Here is a 24,998-nt window from a genome sequence, read left to right as displayed (position 1 = left end):
GCACAGCACCGGCCCCGACCCGCCGCCGCGCCCGGCGGCCCGTCCCCCGAGAGGAAGCCATGCCTGACCAGGGCGGCTCCCGGCAGAACGTCACCTTCCCCAGCGGCGACCGCCAGGCCCACGGCTACCTGGCCCGCCCTCCCCAGGGCGTCGGCCCCGGCCTGGTGGTGGTCCAGGAGTGGTGGGGCCTGACCCCGTACCTGGCCGACGTCGCGGACCGGTTCGCCGCCGAGGGCTTCACCGTCCTCGCGCCGGACCTCTTCGGCGGCGCGACCACCCACGACAGCGCCGAGGGCGCCCGGCTCAAGCGCGAGCTGCCGGTCGAGCAGGCGGTGCGGGACCTCGGCGGCGCGGTCGACCTGCTGCTCGGCCTGGACGGCGTGGTCGGCGACGCGGTCGGGGTGGTCGGCTTCTGCATGGGCGGCGGTTTCGCCCTGCTGCTGGCCGCCGCCGAGGGCGACCGGGTGGCGGCGGCGGTCCCGTTCTACGGTCTGCCGCCCGACCCGGACTTCGAGTACCGGGGCCTGACCGCCCATGTGCTCGGCCACTACGGGGAGGAGGACCAGTACCTCCCGATGGCCGCCGTCGACGAGGCCGCGATCAGGATCGGCGAGGCCACCGACGTCCGCCCGGAGTTCCACTTCTACCCGGCCGGGCACGCCTTCATGAACGAGGAGAACGTGCTCGGCACCTACGACCCGCTCCAGGCCGCGATCGCCTGGAAGCGCACCCTGGCCTTCCTCTGGGGCCACCTGGGCTGAGCCCCGAGGGGCACCGGCACCGGTCCGTTTATCGGATGGACACGGACCACCCGCCCCGGCATAGTCACGGAGTGCAGAGCCGAACCCCGCCCCCGCCCGCCGGCCGCTTCGCCTGGGCCAGCCGCAACTTCCGGATCCAGACCGCCGCCACGGTGGTCAGCGGGCTCGGCAACGCCGGCGCCCCCATCGCCACCGCCTTCGCGATCCTCGACGGTGGCGGCTCGACCGCCGACGTCGGCTACGTCACCGCGGCCCGGCTGCTGCCCACCGTCCTGCTGTTGGTGATCGGCGGCGCGCTCGCCGACCGGCTGCCGCGCCACCACGTCATGGTCGGCGCCAACCTGTTCAGCGCCGTCTCCCAGGGCGCCCTGGCCCTCCTGGTCCTGACCGGCGAACCGACGCTCTGGCAGCTCATGCTGTTCTCGGCCGGGGCCGGCGCCGGATACGCCTTCTACTCCCCCGCCTCCGGCGGCATGATCCTGGAGAGCGTCACCCCCGAGCACGCCGCCCGGGCCTTCTCGGTCTACCGGATGGGCTTCAACGGCGCGCAGATCGGCGGCGCCGCGCTCGGCGGCGCGCTGACCGCGGCCGTCGGCGCCGGGTGGGTGCTCGCCCTGGACGCCGCCTGCTTCCTGGCCGCCGCCGCGCTGCGCTTCCTGCTCGAACCGCAGGCGCCGGGCGCCCCGGCCGAGGGCGGCGGCATGCTCCGCGACCTGCGCGAGGGCTGGCACGAGTTCTCCTCCCGCCGCTGGCTCTGGGTCGTCGTGCTCCAGTTCTCGGTGCTGGTCGCCTGCGTCGGCGCGGTGGAGGCGGTGTACGGGCCGGCCGTGGCGAAGGAGCGGCTCGGGGGCGCGGCCGACTGGGGCCTGGCGATGGCGGCCTACGGCGTGGGCCTGGTCGCCACCGGTGTGCTGATGGTCCGCTGGCAGCCGCGCCGGATCCTGCTGGTCGGCAACTGGGGCGTGTTCCTGTTCGGTGTGCCCGCGCTGGCCCTGGCGGTGTCCGCACCGCTGCCGGTGCTCTGCGCGGCGATGTTCCTCTCCGGCGTCGGCGTGACCGTCTTCGGCGTCAACTGGATGATCGCGCTGCAGCAGGAGATCCCGGCCGAGGCGTTCTCCCGGGTCGCCGCCTACGACGAGCTCGGCTCGCTCTCGCTGGCACCGCTCGGCACCGCCCTCGCCGGCCCGGCCGCCGACCTGCTCGGCCTCCCCGGCGCGCTCTGGACCTGCGCGGTGGTCTCCCTGGTGCTCAGCGCCGCCGTCCTGCTGGAACCGCAGGTCCGCCGGCTCTCCCGACGCCCCACCGAACCGCCCGCCGCCGACGTCCTCCCGGAGCCCGTCACGGCGCGGTGAGGCCGGATCACAACACCGTGGGCCCGGACCGCGGCCCACTCCGCCGGGTTCGCGCCCACTCCGAGCGCCCCCGGTGCGCCCCCGCGTGCGCCCTTCGCCGGGCAACCACCGGGGGCCTCGGCTCGTCCGACCAGGTGACGACGCACGAGACCTGGGGGGCGCCCGATGCCGAAGCCACTGCTGTTCCTGGACGTCGACGGCGTGCTCAACCCGGTCTGCCCCCACCCCGGAGCCGGGTTCGACGCCCACACCCTGCTCGGCTACACCGTGCTGCTCTCCACCCGCCACGGCAGCTGGCTGCGCGAACTGGCCGGGACGTACGAACTGGTCTGGGCAACCACGTGGGAGGAACACGCCAATACCCACATCTCCCCGGCGATCGGCCTGCCCGAGCTGCCCTTCGTCCGCTTCACCGGCTACGTCCCGCAGCCCGGCGACCCGCGCGTCCCGCTGATGGAACTCTTCTCGGCCCGCAAGTGGGCACCCCTGCTGCGCTACGCGGCGGGCCGCCCGTTCGCCTGGATCGACGACGTCATCCCGCCCCGTCTGGTCCGCGGCTCGCTCTGGCGGCGCGACCGGGTGCTGCTGCCGATCGACCCCGGCGAGGGGCTCGAACGGCGCCACGTGGACCGGCTGCTGGCCCGCCCGCCGCGCCCCGGCGCGCTGTCCCCGGTCAGGCGCCGGACAGCCGGCTGACGCTCCCGGTCAGCCGGCTGACGCTCCCGGACAGCCGGCCGACGCCCCCGGCCCGGCGGCGCCCTCCCCGGTCAGGGGGTGGGCAGCCAGCTCACGTGCCCGGCCAGCAGCGCGTACCCGACGAACGCCACCGTGTCGATCAGCGCGTGCGCCACCACCAGCGGCATCACCCGCCCCCACCGCCGGTACAGCAGGCAGAACACCACACCCATCACGATGTTCCCGACCAGCCCGCCGACCCCCTGGTACAGGTGGTACGAACCGCGCAGCAGCGAGCTCGCCGCCACCGCGGCCGGCCACGTCCAGCCCAGCTGCGTCACCCGGCGCAGCAGGTAGCCGAGGACGACGACCTCCTCCAGGATGGCGTTCTGCCAGGCCGAGAGGAGCAGCACCGGGATCCGCCACCAGACGTCGGGCAGCCCGGACGGTGCGACCGTCAGGTTGTAACCGGCCGCCTGCGAGCCCAGGTAGAGCACCAGCCCGGAGCCGCCGATCGCCGCCGCCACGGCCGCGCCGCGGCCGAGGTCGCGCAGCTTCTGCCCGAGGTCGAAGCCCAGCACCCGCAGCGACACGTCCTCGCGGACCAGCAGATAGCCGACCAGCACGACCGGCATCAGCCCGCGGCCGATGTAGTAGAGCTGCCAGACCAGGTCGAGCCAGGGCCGGCCGGGCGCGCGCGAGCCGTTCAGGGTGGCCACCTGCTGGCCGAGCTTCAGGGTCTCGGTGAGCGAGCCGGTGAAGCTGATCAGCGCGCCGATCCCGCTCGCCCCGAGCGAGAGGCCGAGGACGGTCAGCAGTTCCACACCGAGCAGCCGACGGGTCGGCTTCGCGGTCTCCGGTGCGGTCGGAACGGTCGTCACGGGGGTGCTCCAGCGCGGACGGCGGCGGGCGGACGGTGCTCCGGCCACCGCCGGACGGCGGCGGCGGACCGGAGCGGTCATCCTGCCACAGCCCGCCGCGCGGGCCCCGGGTGCGGAACCGGGAGTCCTACCCCACCGGCCAGGTGTGCACCGGCTCGCCGCCGCGCATGTGCTCCATGTAGCGCCGGGTCATCGCCGCGAGCGCGGACGGCCGGTCCGTCCCGTACTGCTCGCGCAGCCGGTGGAAGGTCGCGCTCTGCCAGGACGCGCCGTTGATCCGGCGCAGACAGCGCTGCTCGATGATGCCGAGGTAGCGGTCCCGGTCGGCCGGTTCCACGCCCCACGCGTCCAGCCCCTGGTGGGCCATCGGCAGCAGTTCGTTGAGCACCAGGTCGACGGCGGAGATCGTGGTCGGCCCGCCGCCGCGCCCGGCCCGGCCGGACCGGGGCCACTGGAACACCGCGTCGATGCCGTGCCGGGCCGCCTGCCGGAAGTTCTCGTCGGCCAGTTCGAACGGCAGCCTGGTCCAGATCGGCCGGGGCTGCTCGGCCAGTACCCGCACCACGCCGTAGTAGAAGGCGGCGTTGGCGAGCGTGTCGGCCACGGTGGGCCCGGCCGGCAGCGCCCGGTTCTCCACCCGCAGGTGCGGCACGCCGCCGCTGACGTCGTAGACGGGCCGGTTCCACCGGTAGATGGTGCCGTTGTGCAGCCGCATCTCGGCGAGCCGCGGCACCCCGCCGGAGGCCAGCACCTTCGCCGGGTCCTCGTCGTCGCAGATCGGCAGCAGCGCCGGGAAGTACCGCAGGTTCTCCTCGAACAGGTCGTAGGCCGAGTCCACCCAGCGTTCGCCGAACCAGGTGATCGGCCGCACGCCCTGGGCCTTGAGTTCCGCCGAACGGGTGTCGCAGGCCTGCTGGAACAGCACCGGCCGGGTCTCCCGCCACAGCTCCCGGCCGAACAGGAACGGCGAGTTGGCGCCCAGCGCGAGCTGCGGCCCGCAGATCGCCTGGGCGGCGTTCCAGACCGAGGAGAACCGCTCCGGGGTCACCTGGAGGTGGAGTTGGAGCGAGGTCGCGGCGGCCTCGGCGACCATCGTGATCGAGTCCAGTTCGAGGCGCTCCACGCCCTCGATGTCCAGGGTGATGTCCTCGCCGCGGGCGGCCAGGATCTGGTCGCTGAGCAGGCTGTACCGCTGGTTGTGGGACATCGCGTCGAGCCCGGTGTGGTCGAGCTCCAGGGTCGGCAGGATGCCGACCATCACGATCCGCGCACCGGCCTCCCCGGCCCGCCGGTCGGCGTAGCGCAGGCCCGTGTCGATCTCCTCGCGCAACTCCTCGAAGACGTGTCCGCCGAGCCGGTGCGGCGCGATGTTGACCTCGATGTTGAAGCGGCCGAGCTCGGTCTGGAAGTCGGCGGAGCCGATGGAGGTGAGCACCTGCGCGTTGTTGAGCATCGGGAGGCCCTGCTCGTCGGCCAGATTCAGCTCGATCTCCAGGCCCATCACGGCCTTCGGACGGTCGAAGCGGTCCTCGCGGAGCATCCGGCCGAGCGTCTCCAGGCAGGACTGGAGCTTGCGGCGGTACATCTGCCGGTCCGACAGTTCCGCTCGAGTCGCCACGACCTTCTCGCCCATGGTCCCCTCCTCCTGAGCCGGCCGGCCCTCGACCGTGCAAGCATCATGCCCACCCCGAAGATCGATACCCGAATGCTTCGAATGGCTTGCAATGCAAGGGAACTGACGCCATTTCAGCTCAACTGCCGACTTGCCCGACGCCACCGCCTGTGATAAACAGGTCACCCTGCGCACCTGTTCGAGTAGAATTCGCACTGCGCCACGGCGCGGCCGGTCATCGCCCGAGACCCGAGGACGACCGCCGCACCGGCACCGCGATCCTGCCCAACCGGACAAGGCCCAGGTCCCGTCACCGCCGACGCACCCGCCATGCCGGTATGCCGCACTCGCACGCCGATCTCGCACGGAGAGGCGACCTTGCCATGACTCTGCAGACACCCCAGCCCCCGCCCAGTGCCCTGCGCGCGGTGCTTGCCGCGCTCGACTCGGAGACAGCGCTGCGCCAGCCCGCCGCCGCCGCGCTGCGCCGTCCGACCGGGCCGCTCCTCCCCGCACACCCGCTCGCCGTCCACGTCCTGGACGGACCTCGGGCCGAACTCGCCGCCGCCCGCCGGACCGGCTGGCGCTTCCTCATCAAGGACGGCACCGAGGTCGCGGCAGCGGCCGAGGTGGTGCAGGGCTCCGAGGGCCATACCTTCTCGCACTTCACCGCCGGCCCCTATCTGGACTCGACCGTCAGAGCGCTGCGCCAGGCGTGGCAGCTCGCCCAGTCCTCCCGGACCCGCTGCCAGCCGAGGCTGCTGACCTTCCCGGGCCAGTACGCGACGGCGCTGTGGCTGCACAGTCCGGACGGAGGCCCCGGCGCCGATCTGCTGATCCCACTGGCCCCGGCACCGATGGGGGTCACCGCGCACCGCGCCCACCCGGCCGCCGAACTGCTGCCGGTGCTGGCCCGGGGTCCGCTCGCCCGCTCGCCGCTCACCCGCCCGGTGCTCCTCGGCACCCCCGCCGATCCGGCGCGGCTCGCCTCCGGGGCGCTCTGACCCGTCGCCGACCGTCCGGCCGGACCCGTCGCCGAGCACCCGCGCGCACCCACCCGCTCGGCTCACCCGTCCGGACCCACCCGTCCGGGCCATCCCGGATGACCCGGACGGACCGTCCGCCCCATGGCCCGTCCGGCATCGATTCCGGCCGCTCACCACCTGAACGGGTGATCTCTGGCCGGGGGTTGTGGCGCGTGTCACGAAATCGCTGCGCGCGGGTCCCGGGATGCCGACACTGGGAACCAGCGTGGAAGGACCCCCTGTCCTACCCACTTGAGCGCCGGTCCACACCTGGCCCGGCGCAGGACAGGATCCGACCGCCGCGGCGGCGCCCGACGGCCAGCCGGCGGCACCGCACCACGGGGAGGATCGCGGAGCGAAGCGAGGGTACGCGTATGTGCCAGCACCGTCCTGAGTGTCCGTCGGCCGAGTCCGAGGACCGCGAGGCCGCCGTCCCGGTGGCCTGTCACCCGGAACAGGGGTGGAGCCTGCTCTGCAACGGCGTCCTGCTCTTCGAGGACACCGGCGAGCTGCTGCCCGACGGCCGGGTGATCGCCCCGCGCCGGCCGGCCGCCAGCGCGGTCTGAGCCGCCGGACCGACCCTGGGCCGACCCACCGGCCACCCCGGCCGCAGCCCGGCAGCACCGGCCGTACCGGCCGCGGCCACCGGCTCGGCCGAGCACCACGGGGCGCACCAGGGCACCACGGAGCACCACAGGGCAGGGCCCCGGCGGAAGCACCGCCGGGGCCCTGTCTGTCGTCGTTCGACCTTCGCCGTCCACTCCGGACGGCGCGCCGGGATCAGACGCCGTACTCGTCCATCGGCGGGCAGGAGCAGACCAGGTTGCGGTCGCCGTACGCGCCGTCGATCCGGCCGACCGGCGGCCAGTACTTGTCTGCCGGGTTCACGCCGGCCGGGAAGACCGCCTCCTGTCGCGAGTAGCCGTGCGCCCAGTCGCCGGCCAGGGTGGCGGCGGTGTGCGGGGCGTTGCGCAGCGGGTTGTCCTCGGCGTCCCACTCGCCCGAGCCGACCTTCTCGATCTCGGCCCGGATCTCGATCATCGCGTCGCAGAACCGGTCGATCTCGTACAGGTCCTCGGACTCGGTCGGCTCGATCATCAGCGTGCCGGCGACCGGGAACGACATGGTCGGCGCGTGGAAGCCGTAGTCGATCAGGCGCTTGGCGATGTCGTCCACCGTCACGCCGGTCTCCTTGGAGAGCGGGCGCAGATCGATGATGCACTCGTGCGCCACCAGGCCGCCGGGGCCGGTGTAGAGCACCGGGAAGTGCGGGGCCAGCCGCTTGGCGATGTAGTTGGCGTTCAGCACCGCGACCTGGGTGGCGCGCTTGAGGCCCTCGCCGCCCATCAGCCGGACGTAGGACCAGGAGATCGGCAGGATGCCCGCCGAGCCCCACGGGGCGGCCGAGATCGGGCCGACACCGGTGGCCGGGCCGGCCTCCGGCTGCAGCGGGTGGTTCGGCAGGTACGGCGCGAGGTGCTCGCGCACCGCGACCGGGCCGACGCCGGGGCCGCCGCCGCCGTGCGGGATGCAGAAGGTCTTGTGCAGGTTCAGGTGCGAGACGTCCGCGCCGAACTTGCCCGGCTTGGCGAGGCCGACCAGGGCGTTGAGGTTGGCACCGTCGACGTAGACCTGACCGCCGGCCTCGTGCACCAGGCCGCAGATCTCGGTGATCTGGGTCTCGTACACGCCGTGGGTGGACGGGTAGGTGACCATCAGCACGGACAGGTTGTCGCGGTGCTGCTCGATCTTGGCCTTGAGGTCCTCGACGTCGACGTCACCGTCGACCAGGGTCTTGACCACGACCACCCGCATGCCGGCCATGACCGCGGAGGCGGCGTTGGTGCCGTGCGCGGAGGACGGGATGAGGCAGATGTCGCGCTGGGTGTCGCCGTTGCCGTGGTGGTAGGCGCGGACGGCCAGCAGACCGGCCAGCTCGCCCTGGGAACCGGCGTTCGGCTGGATGGAGACGGCGTCGTAGCCGGTCACCTCGACCAGCTGCTGCTCCAGGCCGCGGATCAGGGTGAGGAAGCCCGCGGCCTGGTCGACCGGGGCGAAGGGGTGCAGCTGGCCGAACTCCGGCCAGGTCACCGACTCCATCTCGGTGGTGGCGTTGAGCTTCATGGTGCAGGAGCCCAGCGGGATCATGCCCCGGTCCAGCGCGTAGTCCCGGTCCGACAGACGGCGCAGGTAGCGCAGCATGGCGGTCTCGGAGCGGTGGCTGTGGAAGACCGGGTGGGTCAGGTACTCGTCCTCGCGCAGCAGCGCGGCCGGCAGGGTGTCGGCGTTCTCCGCCACCTCGACGGCCTCGACGCCGAACGCGGCCCAGACGCCGGCCAGGTCCTCGCGGGTGGTGGTCTCGTCGGTGGAGACCGAGATCCGGTCCTCGCCGTCCTGGAAGACGTTGATGCCGTTGGCGCGGGCGGCGGCGGCGATCCCGGCGGCGCGGCCCGGGACGACCGCGGTGACGGTGTCGAAGAACTCGCCGTGCAGCAGCTCGACGCCGCCGGCCCGCAGGCCCTCGGCCAGCGCGGCGGCGTAGCGGTGGGTGCGGCGGGCGATGTCGGCCAGGCCGTCCGGGCCGTGGTAGACGGCGTACATCGAGGCCATCACGGCGAGCAGCACCTGGGCGGTGCAGATGTTGCTGGTGGCCTTCTCGCGGCGGATGTGCTGCTCGCGGGTCTGCAGGGCCAGGCGGTAGGCGCGGTTGCCGTGGGTGTCCACGGAGACGCCGACCAGGCGGCCGGGCAGCGAGCGGGCGTAGTCGGCGCGCACGGCGAGGTAGCCGGCGTGCGGGCCGCCGAAGCCCATCGGCACGCCGAAGCGCTGCGAGGTGCCGCAGGCGATGTCGGCGCCGAGCGAGCCCGGGGACTTCAGCAGGGTGAGCGCGAGCAGGTCGGCGGCGACGGCGACGATCGCGCCGAGGCCGTGGGCCTGCTCGATCACGGGGGCGAGGTCACGGACCGCGCCGGTGGCGCCCGGGTACTGGAGCAGCACGCCGAAGACGCCGCGCTCGGCGATCTCGGCCGGGATGCCCTCGGACAGGTCGGCGACGACGACCTCGACACCGGTCGGCACGGCGCGGGTGTTGATCACCGCGACGGTCTGCGGCAGGGTGTCGGCGTCGACCAGGAAGACACCGCCCTTGACCTTGGTGACACGGCGGGCCAGGGCCATCGCCTCGGCGGCCGCGGTGCCCTCGTCCAGCAGCGAGGAGCCGGAGGTGGGCAGGCCGGTCAGGTCGGCGACCAGGGTCTGGAAGTTGAGCAGCGCCTCCAGGCGGCCCTGCGAGATCTCCGGCTGGTAGGGCGTGTAGGCGGTGTACCAGGCCGGGTTCTCCATGACGTTGCGGAGGATCACCGGCGGGGTGAAGGTGCCGTAGTAGCCCAGGCCGATCATCGACCGGAGGACGGAGTTGCGGTCGGCCAGCTCGCGCAGCTCGGCCAGGACCTGGGCCTCGGAGCGGCCGTCGGGCAGGTCCAGCGCGGTGATCGAGCGGATCGCCTCGGGAACGGCGGCGGTGGCCAGCTCGTCCAGCGAGCCGTAGCCGACGTGGGCCAGCATCTTCTCCTGCGCGGCGGCGTCGGGGCCGATGTGGCGGTTCTCGAAGGGGCTGGCCTGTTCGAGCTCGGTGAGGGTCGCGGGGGTGGTCGGGCGTCCCGAGTTCGGCTGGGCGTTCATGGTGGTCGAGGCCTCCTGGTCACGGACCGGCGGGGGTGCGCACGCCGGGCTGCCTCGCCGCTGCGGACAACAGCGGAGGACCCGGTCGGACGAACCCGACAGGCCTCCCCCTCTGTCATCGGGACCTGAGAGCTTCGCCCGCGCGGAGGCGCCGTGGGACGCCCCGCCGGCTTGCACCGTCGGTGAGGGTGGGGTCCGCCGGCTCCCTCGCCCGCGTTCCTGCCCTGCTTTCCAGAGTGACCTATCCCGCACGGTACGGATGCCTGAGAGATTCCGGGGAGGAGTTGCTCCTTCGGCGCCCCGACCAGCGGTTTCCACTGCCGGGGACTCTCCCGCGCGGGCTCGGCGGTCGCGCCCAGGGTACCAGCGGGAGGCGCGGCGATCACGGGTGCGTCCGGTCACTTCGCCGCCGGGGCCCGCTCGCCCGGCCTGCCCCCAACGGCTCAGTGCCGCGCCCGTCCGGCCCCGCCCCGGTCGCGCGGGTCCGGTTCATGGCTTTTGGTGTGAAGTGGCGGACCGGGCGGGCGGGCCGGCCGTCGTCCTGCGGGAGTTCCGCAGGATCACCGCACTGGAGGAAAGAGTGCAGACCGACATCGACCCCCGGGACCTCATCGGCCACAAGGCGGTCGACCGCAACGGGGACAAGATCGGCACCATCGACGAGGTGTATCTCGACGACGCCACCGGCCGCCCCGAGTGGGCGGCCGTGCGGACCGGCATCTTCGGCCGGGACGCCTTCGTCCCCCTGACCACGAGCGAGTTCTCCGGCGACGAGCTGCGGGTGCCGTACGACAAGTCCCTGGTGAAGGAATCACCGGACTTCGGCGTCGGCCAGCACCTGTCGCCCGCCCAGGAGCTCCAGCTCTACCGCTACTACGGGCTGGACACCCCGGTGGACGGCCGGCCGTCGGCGGGTGACGGCTCGGGCTCCGAAGCGGCCGACCTCGACTTCGGCACCACCGCCGACCGGGGCACCGCAGCCGGCACGGCCGCGGTGGGCGCGGCCGCCGCCGACGCCACGAGCACCACGAACGGCACCAGCAGCACCCATGGCACCGGCACGACCAACGGCACGGGCACCGCGCATCCGGCCAAGCCGCTCGGCCTCCACCAGTCCCCCACCCCCGTCCCGAGCCCGGCCGCCGACCTCGGCAAGCCGTCCGACCCCGCCCCGGAGGCCCCCGTGCGGACCCTCGCCACGCCCCTGCCCACCACCACGACACCCGCCGCCCCGCCGCAGGCCGCCGAGCCGCGTCCGCACACCCCGGCGGCCCCGTCGGCCGCCCCGGCCGCCGTTCCCGCCGCGGGCACCGCGCGCCCCGAGGCCGACCCCGCCGCCTCCTCCCCCAGCGGCCCGGTGGAGATCACCTGCCGCGAGGAGCGCCTGGACATCACCACCGAGTGGCATGTGCTGGGCACCGCCAAGCTGCGCAAGTACGTCACCAGCGAGCCGGTGGAGCGGCGGGTCGCGGTGGTCCGCGAGCGGGTCCGGGTCGAGCGGATGCCGGTCGGGGACGCGGAGCGGGCCGCGCTCAGCGAGAAGGACATCGCCGAGGCGGTGGAGGAGGTGACCCTTCGCGAGGAGCGCCCGGTGGTCCGCAAGTACCTGGCGCCGATCGAGCGGGTCCGTCTGGTGGTCGAGCGGTACACCGCCGAGGAGGTGGTCCGGGACGAGCTGCGCCGCGAGCACGTCGAGGTCCACGACAACACCTCGGCGGCTTCGACCCCGGCGCCGTCCGCCGCGCACGCGCCGGCCCGTCAGGCCGCCCACCCGGCGGTCGAGGACCAGGCCCGCCCGGCTCCGCTGCGACCGCTCGCCTGACCCACCGGAACGACAGGACCCCGGCCGATCATGGCCGGGGTCTTTCCTTTTTGCCAAGGCTTAACCAATGAATATTTGACACACTGAAGTATCTCCCGGCATGGTTACTTCAGTTCATTCACTATGTACGAGAGGAAGCAACCGTGAGTGAGGCACCACAGCCCACCACCACGACCGAGAAGCAGAGCAGCGCCCGGGTCCTGCCGGCCCTCATCCTGGCGATGCTGTCGTTCAGCGTGGTGCAGACCGCGGTCGTTCCGATCCTGCCCTCGCTCGCCAAGGAACTGAGCGTCTCCGGTTCCAGCATCACCTGGCTGATGACGGCCAATCTGCTGTCCGCCGCCGTGCTCACCCCGCTGCTCGGCCGCTTCGGCGACCTGCGCGGCCGCAAGCCGATGCTGCTGATCTCGCTCACCGGCCTGGTCGCGGGCTCCGCGCTCGCCGTCTCGACCCACTCCTTCACCTGGCTGGTCGTCGCCCGCGTCCTCCAGGGCGCCGGCGGTGGTGTGCTGCCGCTGGCCATCAGCATCGTCCGCGACGAGCTCCCCAAGCAGAAGGTGACCGGCGGCGTCGCCGCCATCAGCGCCTCGATGGGCGTCGGCAGCGGTCTCGGCCTGGTCGCCACCGGCCTGCTGCTGGAGCACTGGAGCTACAAGTCGATCTTCTGGATGGGCCTGGCCTTCGGCCTGCTCGCGATCGCCCTGGTCGCCTTCCGGGTGCCCAGCGACCCGGTCACCGACAAGGAGGGCGGCGCCGACCCGCTCGGCGCCATCACCCTGGCCGGCTGGCTCTCCGCCCTGCTGGTCGCGGTCAGCCAGGGCAACCACTGGGGCTGGACCTCCACCAAGACCCTCGGCCTGTTCGCCGTCGCCGCCGTGGTCGCCCTGCTCTGGGGCGTCATCGAGGTCAAGGTCAAGCACCCGCTGGTCGACATGAAGATGATGTCCCGCCCGGCCGTCGCCTTCACCAACCTGGCCGGCCTGCTCATCGGCTTCGGCATGTACGGCTCGTTCATGGTGATCAGCAACTTCGCCCAGACCCCGGAGAAGTTCGCCCACTACGGCTTCACCGCCACCGTGCTGCACGCCGGTGTGATGCTGCTGCCCTCCGCCCTCGGCTCGATGGTCGCCGCCCCGCTCGGCGCCATGCTGATCGCCCGCCGCGGCCCGCGCCTGCCGCTGGTCCTCGGTGGCGTCCTCGGCGCCGTCGCGATGGCCTACCTGGCCCTGCGGCACAGCCACGAGGGTGACATCTACCTGTCTTCGGCCATCTTCGGCCTCGGCATCGGCCTCGCCTTCTCGGCGATGCCCGCCTACATCAACGGCGCCGTCCCGGTCGAGCAGAGCGGCATCGCCAACGGCATGAACGCCGTACTGCGCACCGTCGGCGGCGCGATCGGCACCGCCGTCATGGCCGCCATCCTGACCGGCGACACCATGAAGCTGCCGATCCCGATCGCGCTGCCCACCCTGGACGCGTACAAGCACGCGTTCTGGACCGCCGCCGTGGTCTGCATCGTGGCCGGCGCCGTGCCGTTCCTGATCCGCACCGTCAGGCCGACCACCGCGGTGGCCTCCGGCAACACGACGGCGGACCTCTCCTCCGGCCGCGAGCCGGTCAAGACCGACGCCTGACGAGGCGTCCCGCCCCGCGCCCCGGGACAGGGCGCGGGGACCGGACCAGGACGGTCGCCGAGGGCATCGCGACCGTCCGCGGCCCGGACACGAAGCGGCCCCACCCGGCTCCCCCGCCGGGTGGGGCCGCTTCGTTCCCGCAGCCCGTGGGGCCGCCGCTCAGCCCTCTCCCGGAGCGTCCCCGATGTCCTCCGCCTCGTCCCCCTCCTCGACCCCGGGCCACCCCGGGCGCAGCGGCAGCGGCCGGGCCGGCTCCAGCGCCGGATCGTCGATCCGGAAGGTCCGCACCCGGCCGGGCCCGCTCCACGGCGTCTCGAACCGGACCGTCACCCGCCCCACCCCGCTGCCCTGCACCCACCCCGGCCCGTGCTCGGCATGCCGAACGTCCTGCCCGGGGAGCCAGCGGCGCACCGGCACCACCTGCTCCTCGGCCGGCTCCGGCTCCTCCTCCGCCCCCGCGCCGGCCTCGGCCCCGGCCGCCGCCTCGGCGGCCGCCTCCTCCCGGACGGCCTGCGCGAAGAGGTCCTCCTGGGTGTAGTCGGCCAGCTGCGCCACCCCGACGCCCAGCAGCCGCACCCCGCCGGTGATGTCCACCTGCGAGGCCAGCCGGCGCGCCGTCTCGACCACCACCGCCTCGTCGTCCGTCGGCCCCCGCAGCGTCTCCGAACGGGTCAGCGTCGAGAAGTCGAACCGCCGCACCTTCAGCACCACCGTCCGCCCCGAGCGCCCGGCCCCGCGCAGCCTGCGCACACAGCGCAGCGCCAGCGCCTCCACCTCGCGCAGCACCCGGTCCCGGTCGGCCAGGTCGACCTCGAAGGTGTCCTCCACCGACACCGACTTGGCGTCCTGGTCCGCCACCACCGGCCGGTCGTCCAGCCCTATGGACATGGCGTGGACGCCGACGCCGTGCGCCTTCCCCAACAGCTGCACCAGCTCCGCCTCACCCGCCTCCGCGAGCTCGGCCACCGTGTTCAGCCCCGCCCGTCGCAGCACCTGCTCGGTGGCCGGGCCGATCCCGGGCAACGCCCGCACCGGCATCGGCCCGAGCACCGCGCGCTCCTGCCCCGGCTCGATCAGCACCAGGCCGTCCGGCTTGGCCTGCTCGGAGGCGATCTTGGCCATCAGCTTCGACCCGGCCACCCCGACCGAGGCGGTCAGCCCGGTCCGCTCCACGATGTCCGCGCGCAGGTCCTCGGCCAGCGCCAGCAGCAGCCGCTCCCCCGTCCCGTGCTCCGCCTCGGCGAGCACAGGACCGTACGGACCGGCCTCCAGGTCGACGAAGGCCTCGTCCAGGCTGAGCGGCTGCACCAGCGGCGACAACTCCCTCAGCAGCCCCATCACCAGCCCGCTCGCCCGCCGGTACGCCTCGAAACGGCCGGCCAGGAAGGCCGCGTTCGGACAGAGCCGGCGTGCCTGCGCCATCGGCATGGCCGAGTGCACCCCGAACTTCCGCGCCTCGTAGGACGCGGTCGACACCACTCCGCGCCCGCCCAGCCCGCCGACGATCACCGGCTTGCCGCGCAGGCTCGGCTTGGCCGCCTGCTCCACCGCCGCGAAGAAGGCGTCCATGTCGAGGTGGATGATGCTCGGCAGTGACCGCACCCGCCGATCATCCCGCACGGGTCCGACAACGTGTCCGAACCCGGCCGCCGGGGGTCAGCCCACCCCGGCGCCGCCACTCCCACCGGCCGCGCCCGCGTCCGCCAGCGCCCTCGGCACACCCGGCTCCGGCGGCCCGAGGAACAGCGGGTCCGGCCGCAGCCAGGCGTTCAGCAGCGCCTTCCCGGCCCCCGGGACCTCCCGGAAGCCGCCGTACAACCAGGTGAGGTCCCTGACCTCCGGCACACCCACCGCGTACGCGTCGATCCCCGCCGCCTCGCAGAGCGCCAGCGCCCGGCGGACGTGGAAGTCCTGACTCACCAGCACCGCCCGGTCCACCCCGAAGATCCGGTGCGCCCGGGTGCAGGAGTCCCAGGTGTCGAAGCCCGCGTAGTCACCGACCACCCGCACCTCCGGCACCCCGTGCTCGACCAGGTACCGGCGCATCGCGTCGGTCTCGTCGTAGCTGGTCCGGCCGTTGTCGCCGGTCACCAGGATCGCCCGGACCTTCTGCCGCTCGTACAGCTCCACCGCCGCGTCCAGACGGTGCGCCAGGTACGGCGAGGGCTTCCCGTCGAACAGTCCGGCCCCGAACACCACCGCCACCGGCGCCGACGGCGCGCTCGCCACCGTCCCCACCCGGTCGCCGGCCGAGATCCAGAGCCAGGCGCTCGGCGCGAGCGCCAGTGAGCAGCCGAGCGTCACCAGTTGGAACAGCCGCCGCTGGGCCGACCGCCGGCGCAGCCGCCGGCCGACCCCCACCGCCCTGCGCGCCACCAGCCCTGGAATGCCGGAACCGAACCGCACGTGCCCTCCCTCTCTCGGCTCACCGGGCACGACGATGCCGTGGGCCCGGACGGTTCCCCGTCCGGGCCCACGGCATCGTTCCGAAGTCCCCGCGTCGCGCGGGAGAGTCGCTACACCGCGCGGTTGCGCCGCTGCGCCAGCTCGTCCGCCGGATCGTGGCCGACCACCGTCTCACCGGTGTCGGTCCGCTCGGCGTGCAGCCGGGCCAAAGTCAGCTCCAGCTCCCGCCAGACCGCGCCGACCGCGATGCCGAACACCCCCTGGCCGCCCTTCATCAGATCGACCACCTGCTGGGGCGTCGTGCACTCGTACACCGTCGCGCCGTCGCACATCAGGGTCAGCCCGGCCAGGTCCGCGACCTCGGCCGAGGCCTGCAGATGGGCGACCGCCACCCGGATGTTCTGCAGCGAGACCCCGGCGTCCAGCAGCCGCTTGACGATCTTCAGCAGCAGGATGTCGAGGAAGCTGTAGAGCCGCTGGCTGCTCGCGGGGTACACCGAGCGCACGCTCGGCGCCAGCAGCCCGGTGCGGGCCCAGTAGTCCAACTGCCGGTAGGTGATGCCGGCCGCCGTGCAGGCGGTCGGCCCTCGGTAGCCGATCAGCTCGGAGGTCGGCGCGAGCCGCTCGATCGCCGGCTGGCCGGGCTGCACGGCCGGGAACCGGCTCACCCTCGGCAGCTCCGTCCGGGGCAGTTCGGTCACGGTGCGGGCGGTGCGCGGCAGGTGCACGGTGCACAGGCCTCCCGTGGCCACTTCGTCGCCAGTGCCGGTCATGCCTACCTCCGTCCACTCGTGCTGCGGGCAAACCGGGCCGCGGGTGTCGGACACCCGGGCAGCCCCTCCTGACGGTAGGCAGTCCCCTATGGCCCGTCAACGATCGCCACGCCGGGCCGAACAGACCACATCACTCAGGCGGGTGGTTTTTCGTGCCCCCAGTGTGGGTAGGTGCGCGTTTTTTGGCAAAACGGCCATCGCCCGCGAGCCCGAAACCCGGGCGCGGGCACCGCGCGGACGACCGCCACCGGGCTGTCGGCGAACCGCCCCGGGGCCACCGCGGAGCGGCGGCGGGACTACTGCGGGCCGCTGCCGCCGAAGTCCTCCGGCGAGACCTGGTCGAGGAACTCGCGGAACTTCTCGACCTCGTCTTCCTGCTCGTCCGGGATCGCGATGCCCGCCTCGGCGAGCACCTCCTCGCTCCCGTAGATCGGCGTCCCGGTGCGCAGCGCCAGCGCTATCGCGTCGGACGGCCGGGCGCTGACCTCGACCCCGCCGGCGAAGACCAGCTCGGCGTAGAAGACACCCTCGCGGAGGTCGGTGATCCGGACCTCGGTGAGCTGCTGGCCGAGGGCTTCCAGGACGTCCTTGAAGAGGTCGTGCGTCAGCGGGCGCACCGGCGTCATGCCCTGCTGGGCGAAGGCGATCGCGGTCGCCTCGCCCGGGCCGATCCAGATGGGCAGGTACCGATCGCCCCCGACCTCGCGGAGCAGCACGATCGGCTGGTTGGAAGGCATCTCCACCCGGACACCCACGACGTCGAGCTCATTCACACACGCAACCCTATGGCTCCCGACCCGGATATGAAAGCGCAGCGCCGACGGCGCTGGTCAGGGCCCCGGCGAGGTGCGTGCTCCGGCGGCGACCACCGGTCCGGCGCGATCCGGGCGAGGACCTAGGAACGGGCCCGCAGACCCGCCTGCACCATGGCCGCGTGCAGCCGTACCGAGAGTGTCGCCAGCTCGCGGGCGGTGGCCTCGGCGTGCGCCCTGGTCTGCGGGTTCCGGTGCCGCCGCAGCGGCGCCACGATCTGCTCGACCAGCGCGATCTCCCGGTCCGCGGCGGCCTTCATGGCCCGCAGGTGCCGGGGCTCCAGCCCGAACCGGCCGAGCTCCGCGACCAGCCTGGCGACCTGCAGCGCCTCGCCGTCGTACCCGCCGTCCGGCCCCGGGGCGACCAGCCCGTAGGCCTCCCACTCGGCCAGCGCGGCCTCGCCGGCCTCGGCGGCCGCCAGCAGCTCGGCCCGGCCCAGCCGCACCCCGGTGGCGACCTCGGCCCCGGCGGTCAGCTCGCGGTCGGCCTCCTCCAGGGGGCCCGGCCGGGTGTCCGCGGCGGGCAGCGCGGGCGGGGCCTCGCCGCGCTCGATCGCGTCGAGGTGCTCGCGGATCACCCGCAGCGGCAGATAGTGGTCGCGCTGCATCCGCAGCACGTAGGCCAGCCGCTCGACGTCGGCCGGGCTGAACTTGCGGTAGCCCGAGGGCGTGCGCTGCGGCTCGACCAGCCCCTCCGCTTCCAGGAAGCGGATCTTGGAGATGGTGACCTCGGGGAAGTCGTCACGCAGGAAGGCCAGCACCGCGCCGATGCTCAGCAGTTCGTCGCCGCCGCGCCGCCGCCCGACGGGCCGGTCCGGACGGGCCGGCTGCCTGGGGGCCGCGACCACGCCCCGCGCGCCCTGGTCCGGCCTGGGACCGGACGACGCGGGGGTGGCCGCCCCGAGAGGAGAGGAAGGGGTGTTCGTACTCACTCGGGCTCCTGCCGACGTTGGTTTCAGTACCCCCGGTTGTGGCTGGCGAAGAAGACCAGCCGGTACTTCCCGATCTGGACCTCGTCACCGTTGTTCAGGCCGACCTCGTCGATCCGCTCCCGGTTCACGTAGGTGCCGTTGAGGCTGCCGACGTCGGCGACGGTGAAGCCGCCGCCCGGCGTCCGCCGGAACTCCACGTGCTTGCGGGAGACCGTGACGTCGTCGAGGAAGATGTCGCCCTGCGGGTGGCGGCCGGCCGTGGTCTTGTCCGAGTCCAGCAGGAAGCGGCTGCCGGAGTTCGGGCCGCGCTGGACGATCAGCAGGGCCGAGCCCGGCGGCAGCGCGTCGATCGCCGCCAGCACCTCGGCCGAGAGCGCCGGCGTGCCGGTCCCGGTCGTGGTGTTGGGGTCGTACGACTCCAGGCCGGAGATCGAGATGGTCGAGGTGGTCTCGGCCGATCCCTCGGGCAGCAGCCCACCGCGCAGCGCCGTACCGCAGTTGGAACAGAACCGGGCCGAGGCCGGGTTCTGGTTGCCGCACCTGGGGCACGGAGTGGGGCCAGCCATGTTCACAGCCTCCTGGCGCGGCACACCCGACGGGTTGTGCCCGGCGTACGGGTCCGGAGCAAACCCTCCACCAGAGGTTGAGGGTGCTGACGGGAAACCTATGCGCGGCGCGCCGGAGGGGTCAACCGACGCGCCGTAGCCCGCCTGATTCCCCGCGTACTGGGCCCCGGCACCGTCCCGGAACATGGGGCGCTCGGCGTACTCCGCGCCCTCCGGGGCGGAGCGCATGCCCGGCACACCGGGCTCGTCGTCACGGCGGTGCAGCGCGGTCGGCGCCTCCGCGGCGGCCGCGTCGCGGCCCTTGTTACGACCGAACAACTTCGAGAAGAAACTCACGGGCGAATCCCCTTGCGTGTGACAGACCCGCCCGTGGGGCAGGGTGAGAACCTCGGACAGACTGCGGGCCCGGTCGTGGATCGGGCCGGCGGGAGTGGCACTCCGAGTGTGCTGGTCACTTCGGAGCCGGCTTGGCGTACTGCGGCGTCTTCAGATCGACGAGTGCGTCGACGACCACCTTCTGCTGCTGGGAGATCGTCGCACGCGCCTGGTGGCTCTCCAGAGTACGGACGACACCCCCCGGGATGTTCAGCGCGGGGGTGAGGTCCTGCGGATTCCCCACGACGGTGAAGCGATAAGGAGCCGAGACCTTCTTGCCGTCGATCTGCACACCGCCGCCGGACACGTCCGTGAAGTAGGTGTTGACCACCACGCGCACATCGTTGATCTGAATCGCCTCCGCCCCCGCCGCTCGTAGTTCCTGCAGGGTGTCCAGCAGCATATCTGCCTTCACCTGCCCTTGGGGATCATCGACCGTCAGTACGATGCCCGGACCTGTGGCCTTGACGGTCCCGGCGAGCACGCCGAGTTCCGTCACCTTCTTCCTGGTCTGCTCCTGGGCTTCCTTGGCCTGGTTGGAGCTGTTCTCCAGCTTGGCCAGGGACTGCTCCAACTCCGCCTTCTCCTGCTGGAGACGCTGCTGACGGCTGTCCAGTTCGTCGAGGATACGAACCAGGTCCTCCTGGCGCGCGCCGCGCAACTGGCTGTGGTGGTCGTTGGTCGAGCGGACCTGGATCGCGAGCCCCAGACCGAGCGAGAACAGCAGCACGGCCACCACCAGCTGACCGCGCGACATCCTCGGCGGCCACAGCGCCGCCTTGAGCCGCCGGCGTCCGGAGTGGCGGTCCACCGCCTGCGCGGACACCGACATCGGCGCGGGCTCGTCCTCCTCCGGATCCGCCTCGAACGCGAGCGCGTCCTCGTCCTCCGGCTCGTCCTCGGGCTCCGGCGCGGACTTGGGCGCGGGCACCGGCAGAAGCTCCGGCGCGGGCACCGGCAAAGGCTTCGACTCGGGCTCGGGTACGGGCTCCGGCGCGGACTTGGGCGCGGGCACCGGCAGAAGCTCCGGCGCGGGCACCGGCAAAGGCTTCGACTCGGGCTCGGGTACGGGCTTCGGCGCGGGCTCGGGCTTCGGCGCGGGATCGGCCCCGGGCCGTGCCGGCGCCGCCGCCGCACCCGGACCGGACACGGGCGCCGCTCCGGGGGTACGCCCGGCCTCGGCCCCGGGGGCCGGCCGCGTCACGGGCCCGGGCACCCGCTCGGGCTCCTGGACACGCTCGTGAACGCGCTCCGGCTCCGGCTCGACCCGGACCTCCGGGGTCCGCGCGACCGGTCCGGCCGGACGCCCGGACACCGGCCCCTCGCGCTCCCCGGCGCCCTCCGCAGCCGCGCCGTCCTCGACCCCGACGGTCACCGTCCCGTCCGGGGACCTTTCCCCCTGCTTCTCGTCCCGCACGACTTCTCCCGCCGATCCGTCCACTTCCTCCTCCACCGCGCGCCCGCGGCCCGGCTCAGGCGCGGAAGACATGGCGCCTGATCGCGGCCGCGTTGGAGAAGATGCGGATGCCGAGGACGACGACCACACCGGTGGACAGCTGCGAGCCGACCCCCAGCTGGTCGCCGAGGAAGACGATCAGCGCCGCCACCACCACGTTGGACAGGAACGACACGATGAACACCTTGTCGTTGAAGATGCCGTCCAGCATCGCCCGGACGCCGCCGAACACCGCGTCCAGCGCCGCCACCACCGCGATCGGCAGATAGGGCACCACGGCGTCGGGCACCTCGGGCTGGACGAAGAGTCCGACGACGACGCCGATCACGAGACCCAGTACGGCAATCACGGTGTAGCTGCTCCAGTCGCTGCGGAGGACGACCCGGTGGTCGTGGTGGACGGGCGGGAGCCCTTGGCGGGCGGGGAGGACGCCGGGGGCGGTGAGGTGGTGGTTCTGGCCGGCGTACTCGGTGAGCGCTTGGTGGAGGCCGACCCGCTCGGCTTCGCCGAGGGCGAGGCCCCGGCGGACGGACCGGAGGAGGCCGGGGCGGACGGCGAGGGCGAGAGGCTCCCGGACGCCGAGCCGCTCGCACCACCCGTCGGAGTACCGGTCGACGAGGCCTCGGGCACCGCGGGCTGCGCGGTCCGCAGGCTCACCCCGACGGCCGCGGGCAGCGTCAGGCTCTTCTGGGCCGACAGGGTCGACTTGATGCCGTACTTCTCCTGCAGCAGCCGCAGGTACTGACCGGCCATGGCACTCTCGAAGGCGGCCAGCAGCCTCGGTCCGTCCCCCAGCGCCTGCACGGTGTACGGCGGCACCAGCGGCCGGTTGTCCACCAGGACGGCCTCGCCGGCCGCGCGGATGGCGGAGAGCGCGGTGAGCCGCTGCCCGTTGATGGAGACCGCCTCCGCGCCCGAGGCCCAGAGTCCGTTCACCACCAGCTGGAGGTCCCGGTCGCGCAGCCGCCCGCTGTTGGAGAAGCCCTGCCCGGCACGCGGGTCGACGTTGCCGCCGGCGCCCGTCCCGGCCGCGTCCTCCACCACCAGCTTCACACCCGGGCCGGTCACCTCGCCCAGGCCGACCGCGCCGGCCAGCGCCGCCGGGTCCCCCTCGCCCGGGGCGAGCGCCTGCCGCTGGGTGCTGTCGACCTTCCGGCGCAGGTCCTGGACCTGCTGCTGAAGGTGGTCCGCCGAGCCGTTGGCATCGTTGATCCGGTGGATCAGGGCATCGCGCTCCTTGGCCAGGGTCGGCTCCGCCTTGTGCGCGTTCACCGCCCCGACCGTGATGACCGCGCCGACCAGCGCCAGCCCGGCCCCCAGGGTGACCAGCCCGCGCACCGTCCCCGGTATCCGGTACGGTCCGTCCCCGCCCCGCGCGGCAGCCGCCTCGGCGTAGCCCTCGTCGAGGCTGTGGTCCATCACGTTGGTCAGCAGGGACATCGAGGCATCCGGACGGTTGTACCGTCCACTGTTGGCACCCTGCCCCGGCGTCGCTGACATGCCGACCATCGTCCCATGTCGCGCGAGGGCCCTGCGCACGCCCCCTGACCTGCAAATATTCCAAATATGGCGGAACGCGACCAACCGCCCGAAACGGACAGTGGGGCGGGGCGGCAACCGCCGCCCCGCCCCTCCCCGGGCTCAGCGCCCGGCGCTGTCGACCACCGCCGCCCACTCGTCGAGCAGGGCCTCGGTCGCCGCGGCGTCCGGTCCCTCCGCCCACAGATGGGTGACCGCCTCGGCCGGATCGGGCAGCACCAGCGTCCACCGCCCGTCCGCCTCGACCACGCGCACACCGTCCGTGGTGTCCAGCTGCCGGGTACCGGCCGCCTCGACCACCGAACGCATCACCATGCCCTTCGCCGCCCACGGCGTCGCGATGTCCCGGCGGCGGATGTGCGCCTGCGGGATCCGCGCGTCGATCTGGCTCAGGGTGAGCTGGGTCCTGGCCACCAGGCCGACCAGCCGGACGAAGGCCGCCGCGCCGTCCAGCACCCCGCTGAACTCCGGCACCACGAAGCCGCCCCGGCCGTCGCCGCCGAACACCGTACCCTCGGCGGCGGCCGCCTTGGCCAGGTCGTCCGGCGTCGTCGTGGTCCAGATGACCTGCGTGCCGTGGTACGCCGCGACCTGCTCGGCGATCCGGGTCGTGGTGACCGGGAGCGCGACCTGTCCGCTGCGCCGCTCGGCCGCGACCAGGTCCAGCAGCACCAGCAGCGCCCGGTCGTCGTCGATCACCCGGCCGAGCTCGTCCACGAAGGCCACCCGCTCGCCCACCGGGTCGAACCGCACGCCGAAGGCGGCCCGCGAGGACGCCACCAGCTCGCCGAGCCGGGCCAGCCCGGCCCGCCGCTCCTCGGCGTCCTCGGTCGGCCGCGCCTCGTCCAGCCCGCCGGAGACGGTCAGCGCCTCCACCCCGAGCCGGCCGAGGATGCTCGGCAGCACGAGCCCCGCACTGCCGTGCGCGGTGTCGACGACCACCTTCAGACCGGCCTCCCGCACGCCCGTGGTGTCCACGGCCCGCAGCAGGTTGCCCGCGTAGGCGTCGAAGACGCTCGACGGGAAGGTCAGGTCGCCGATCTCCCCCGGGAACGCGCGCCGGTACTCCTGGCGTGCGTAGACCCGGTCGAGCTTGCGCTGCCCGGCCTGGGACAGATCGGCGCCGCGCTCGTCGAAGAACAGGATGTCCAGCGAGTCCGGCACCCCGGGGGTGGTGCGCAGGAAGATCCCGCCGGCACTGCCCCGAGCGGTGTGCTGCCGCGCCACCGGCATCGGCACGTTCTCCAGGTCGCGGACGTCGATCGCGCTGGTCTGCAACGCCGAGATCATCGCCCGCTTGAGCGCCCGCGCGCCACGCGAGTGGTCACGCGCGATGGTGACGGTCGCGCCCTTCTTCAAGGTCGTCGCGTACGCCCCGGCCAGCCGGACGGCCAGCTCCGGGGTGATCTCGACGTTGAGGATGCCGGAGACACCGCGCACCCCGAACAGGTGCTCCTGCCCCCGGGACTCCCAGATCACCGAGGTGTTGACGACCGCGCCGGCCTCGATGGTCTTGAACGGGTAGACCCGGACGTTGGCCCCGATGATCGACTCCTCGCCGACCAGGCACTCGTCCCCGATCACCGCGCCGTCCTCGATCCGCGCGGCCCGCATCACATCGGTGTTCTTTCCGACCACACAGCCCCGCAGATTGCTCTGCGGCCCGATGTAGACGTTGTCGTGCACGACCGCCTTGTGCAGGAAGGCACCGCGTTTGACCACGACATTGCTGCCGAGCACGGTGTGCTCGCGGATCTCGACGCCCGCCTCGACCTTGGCGTAGTCGCCGATGTACAGCGGACCGCGGAGGATCGCCTCCGGGTCCACCTCGGCTCCCTCGGCCACCCAGACGCCCGGCGAGATCTCGAAACCGTCGAGCTCCACCTCGACCTTGCCGTCCAGGACGTCCGCCTGGGCCTTGCCGTAGCTCTCGTGGGTGCCCACGTCCTCCCAGTAGCCCTCGGCCACGTAGCCGTAGACCCGCTTGCCCTCCTTGAGCAACTGCGGGAACACGTCGCTCGACCAGTCCACCGACTCGCCGGCCGCGACGTAGTCGAAGACCTCGGGCTCCATCACGTAGATACCGGTGTTCACCGTGTCCGAGAAGACCTGCCCCCAGGTCGGCTTCTCCAGGAAGCGCTCGACCCGGCCTTCGTCGTCGGTGATCGTGATACCGAACTCCAGGGGATTCGGCACCCTGGTGAGACAGACGGTGACCAATGCGTTCTTGCTGCGGTGGAACTCGATCAATTCCGAGAGGTTGAAGTCCGTCAAAGCGTCGCCGGAGATCACCAGAAAGGAGTCGTCCTTGAGGGCGTCCTCGGCGTTCTTGACACTCCCCGCAGTGCCGAGTGGGGTCTCCTCGTTCGCATAGGTGAGATGCATGCCCAGCTCTTCGCCGTCACCGAAGTAGTTCTTCACCAGTGAGGCCAGGAACTGGACGGTCACGACGGTGTCGGAGAGACCGTGCCGCTTCAGCAGTCGAAGCACGTGCTCCATGATCGGCATATTGGCGACCGGGAGCAGTGGCTTCGGCATGCTTGAGGTCATCGGGCGAAGTCGAGTGCCTTCGCCCCCTGCCATGACTACGGCTTTCATTACGGGTGCGTCCTCCTTCGCGGTGGTGGACCGTTCAGGTCCATCAAACCGTTCCAGTGGAGGTCTACCCGGAAGGTATCGTCCGACGCACCGTGGCG

Annotated in this window: 20 protein-coding genes and 1 riboswitch; of the genes, 7 read left to right on the top strand and 13 right to left on the bottom strand. The window is 72.9% G+C overall.

Going from position 1 to position 24,998, the window contains the following annotated elements; all coding sequences use genetic code 11:
• The first annotated feature begins 59 nt into the window (after nt 1–59).
• The 3 genes from ACW14Y_RS33880 (at nt 60) to ACW14Y_RS33870 (ending at nt 2,809) form a co-directional block, all read left to right on the top strand.
• Entirely contained in the window at nt 60–761 is a 702-nt protein-coding gene (locus ACW14Y_RS33880) for a dienelactone hydrolase family protein (RefSeq protein ID WP_402724150.1), read from the top strand.
• A gap of 71 nt (nt 762–832) precedes the next feature.
• Entirely contained in the window at nt 833–2,113 is a 1,281-nt protein-coding gene (locus tag ACW14Y_RS33875) for an MFS transporter (RefSeq protein WP_380300575.1), read from the top strand.
• Between the two features lie 165 nt (nt 2,114–2,278).
• Complete coding sequence (locus ACW14Y_RS33870; RefSeq protein WP_456984627.1) at nt 2,279–2,809, top strand: HAD domain-containing protein; 531 nt, start codon at nt 2,279–2,281, stop codon at nt 2,807–2,809.
• A gap of 71 nt (nt 2,810–2,880) precedes the next feature.
• Here the strand turns inward: ACW14Y_RS33870 and ACW14Y_RS33865 are convergent, their stop codons facing one another.
• Together ACW14Y_RS33865 and ACW14Y_RS33860 are read right to left on the bottom strand one after the other, a co-directional pair.
• Nucleotides 2,881–3,669, bottom strand: a complete 789-nt coding sequence (locus ACW14Y_RS33865) for a CPBP family intramembrane glutamic endopeptidase (RefSeq protein WP_380300579.1) — start codon at nt 3,667–3,669, stop codon at nt 2,881–2,883.
• A gap of 127 nt (nt 3,670–3,796) precedes the next feature.
• Nucleotides 3,797–5,302 (bottom strand): glutamate--cysteine ligase, encoded by a 1,506-nt coding sequence (locus tag ACW14Y_RS33860; RefSeq protein WP_456984626.1) that lies wholly within the window; start codon nt 5,300–5,302, stop codon nt 3,797–3,799.
• A gap of 362 nt (nt 5,303–5,664) precedes the next feature.
• On the opposite strand from ACW14Y_RS33860, the gene ACW14Y_RS33855 reads away from it, so the two are divergent.
• Nucleotides 5,665–6,285 carry a hypothetical protein gene (locus ACW14Y_RS33855; RefSeq protein ID WP_380300583.1) on the top strand — a complete coding sequence of 207 codons (621 nt, stop codon included), beginning with the start codon at nt 5,665–5,667 and terminating at the stop codon, nt 6,283–6,285.
• Nucleotides 6,286–6,680: 395 nt separating this feature from the next.
• The gene (locus ACW14Y_RS33850; protein WP_266273201.1) at nt 6,681–6,872 is read left to right on the top strand and encodes a DUF5999 family protein; all 192 of its coding nucleotides are present in this window, start codon (nt 6,681–6,683) and stop codon (nt 6,870–6,872) included.
• 214 nt (nt 6,873–7,086) lie between these two features.
• On the opposite strand, the gene gcvP is transcribed toward ACW14Y_RS33850, so the two are convergent.
• Nucleotides 7,087–9,987: an aminomethyl-transferring glycine dehydrogenase gene (gcvP, locus tag ACW14Y_RS33845; protein WP_380300585.1), complete on the bottom strand. Its 2,901-nt coding sequence runs from the start codon at nt 9,985–9,987 to the stop codon at nt 7,087–7,089.
• A 241-nt stretch (nt 9,988–10,228) separates the two neighbouring features.
• A riboswitch (glycine riboswitch) is annotated at nt 10,229–10,332 on the bottom strand.
• Between the two features lie 163 nt (nt 10,333–10,495).
• Here gcvP and ACW14Y_RS33840 point away from each other — a divergent pair.
• Both ACW14Y_RS33840 and ACW14Y_RS33835 read left to right on the top strand, forming a co-directional pair.
• Nucleotides 10,496–11,809 carry a PRC and DUF2382 domain-containing protein gene (locus ACW14Y_RS33840; RefSeq protein WP_456984625.1) on the top strand — a complete coding sequence of 438 codons (1,314 nt, stop codon included), beginning with the start codon at nt 10,496–10,498 and terminating at the stop codon, nt 11,807–11,809.
• 143 nt (nt 11,810–11,952) lie between these two features.
• Entirely contained in the window at nt 11,953–13,443 is a 1,491-nt protein-coding gene (locus ACW14Y_RS33835) for an MFS transporter (RefSeq protein WP_078880616.1), read from the top strand.
• A 159-nt stretch (nt 13,444–13,602) separates the two neighbouring features.
• Here ACW14Y_RS33835 and ACW14Y_RS33830 read toward each other — a convergent pair whose 3' ends face one another.
• From ACW14Y_RS33830 to ACW14Y_RS33785, 10 genes are all read right to left on the bottom strand, one after another.
• Nucleotides 13,603–15,045 (bottom strand): DNA polymerase IV, encoded by a 1,443-nt coding sequence (locus ACW14Y_RS33830; RefSeq protein ID WP_380444440.1) that lies wholly within the window; start codon nt 15,043–15,045, stop codon nt 13,603–13,605.
• Between the two features lie 54 nt (nt 15,046–15,099).
• The gene (locus tag ACW14Y_RS33825) at nt 15,100–15,849 is read right to left on the bottom strand and encodes a SanA/YdcF family protein (RefSeq protein WP_456984624.1); all 750 of its coding nucleotides are present in this window, start codon (nt 15,847–15,849) and stop codon (nt 15,100–15,102) included.
• A 110-nt stretch (nt 15,850–15,959) separates the two neighbouring features.
• Nucleotides 15,960–16,622, bottom strand: coding sequence for a MerR family transcriptional regulator (locus ACW14Y_RS33820; protein ID WP_380311089.1), 663 nt, complete (start codon nt 16,620–16,622; stop codon nt 15,960–15,962).
• Between the two features lie 296 nt (nt 16,623–16,918).
• On the bottom strand, nt 16,919–17,395 hold the full coding sequence (locus ACW14Y_RS33815; RefSeq protein WP_030303568.1) for a bifunctional nuclease family protein: 477 nt from the start codon (nt 17,393–17,395) through the stop codon (nt 16,919–16,921).
• Between the two features lie 122 nt (nt 17,396–17,517).
• Nucleotides 17,518–18,210, bottom strand: a complete 693-nt coding sequence (gene ftsR, locus ACW14Y_RS33810) for a transcriptional regulator FtsR (RefSeq protein ID WP_380311095.1) — start codon at nt 18,208–18,210, stop codon at nt 17,518–17,520.
• Between the two features lie 179 nt (nt 18,211–18,389).
• Nucleotides 18,390–18,932, bottom strand: coding sequence for an FHA domain-containing protein (locus ACW14Y_RS33805; RefSeq protein ID WP_030397899.1), 543 nt, complete (start codon nt 18,930–18,932; stop codon nt 18,390–18,392).
• 451 nt (nt 18,933–19,383) lie between these two features.
• Nucleotides 19,384–20,322 carry a DUF881 domain-containing protein gene (locus ACW14Y_RS33800; RefSeq protein WP_456988323.1) on the bottom strand — a complete coding sequence of 313 codons (939 nt, stop codon included), beginning with the start codon at nt 20,320–20,322 and terminating at the stop codon, nt 19,384–19,386.
• Between the two features lie 457 nt (nt 20,323–20,779).
• On the bottom strand, nt 20,780–21,112 hold the full coding sequence (locus tag ACW14Y_RS33795; RefSeq protein WP_030062488.1) for a small basic family protein: 333 nt from the start codon (nt 21,110–21,112) through the stop codon (nt 20,780–20,782).
• Nucleotides 21,109–22,263, bottom strand: coding sequence for a DUF881 domain-containing protein (locus tag ACW14Y_RS33790; RefSeq protein ID WP_456984623.1), 1,155 nt, complete (start codon nt 22,261–22,263; stop codon nt 21,109–21,111). The genes ACW14Y_RS33795 and ACW14Y_RS33790 overlap by 4 nt, the downstream gene beginning before the upstream one ends.
• Before the next feature lie 141 nt (nt 22,264–22,404).
• Nucleotides 22,405–24,900: a sugar phosphate nucleotidyltransferase gene (locus ACW14Y_RS33785; protein WP_380311083.1), complete on the bottom strand. Its 2,496-nt coding sequence runs from the start codon at nt 24,898–24,900 to the stop codon at nt 22,405–22,407.
• Nucleotides 24,901–24,998: the final 98 nt, after the last annotated feature.

This window comes from Kitasatospora sp. cg17-2 (genome assembly GCF_054031055.1).
The sequence above is the reverse complement of the archived record's forward strand: the minus strand, read 5'-3'. Positions and strand labels throughout refer to the sequence as shown.

Coding starts and splice junctions, on each gene's coding strand:
- ACW14Y_RS33850 (WP_266273201.1), top strand. CDS start 6,681: ATGTGCCAGCACCGTCCTGAGTGTCCGTCGGCCGAGTCCGAGGACCGC.
- ACW14Y_RS33870 (WP_456984627.1), top strand. CDS start 2,279: ATGCCGAAGCCACTGCTGTTCCTGGACGTCGACGGCGTGCTCAACCCG.
- ACW14Y_RS33785 (WP_380311083.1), bottom strand. CDS start 24,900: ATGAAAGCCGTAGTCATGGCAGGGGGCGAAGGCACTCGACTTCGCCCG.
- ACW14Y_RS33855 (WP_380300583.1), top strand. CDS start 5,665: ATGACTCTGCAGACACCCCAGCCCCCGCCCAGTGCCCTGCGCGCGGTG.
- ACW14Y_RS33880 (WP_402724150.1), top strand. CDS start 60: ATGCCTGACCAGGGCGGCTCCCGGCAGAACGTCACCTTCCCCAGCGGC.
- ACW14Y_RS33820 (WP_380311089.1), bottom strand. CDS start 16,622: ATGACCGGCACTGGCGACGAAGTGGCCACGGGAGGCCTGTGCACCGTG.
- ACW14Y_RS33860 (WP_456984626.1), bottom strand. CDS start 5,302: ATGGGCGAGAAGGTCGTGGCGACTCGAGCGGAACTGTCGGACCGGCAG.
- gcvP (WP_380300585.1), bottom strand. CDS start 9,987: ATGAACGCCCAGCCGAACTCGGGACGCCCGACCACCCCCGCGACCCTC.
- ACW14Y_RS33805 (WP_030397899.1), bottom strand. CDS start 18,932: ATGGCTGGCCCCACTCCGTGCCCCAGGTGCGGCAACCAGAACCCGGCC.
- ACW14Y_RS33790 (WP_456984623.1), bottom strand. CDS start 22,263: ATGTCAGCGACGCCGGGGCAGGGTGCCAACAGTGGACGGTACAACCGT.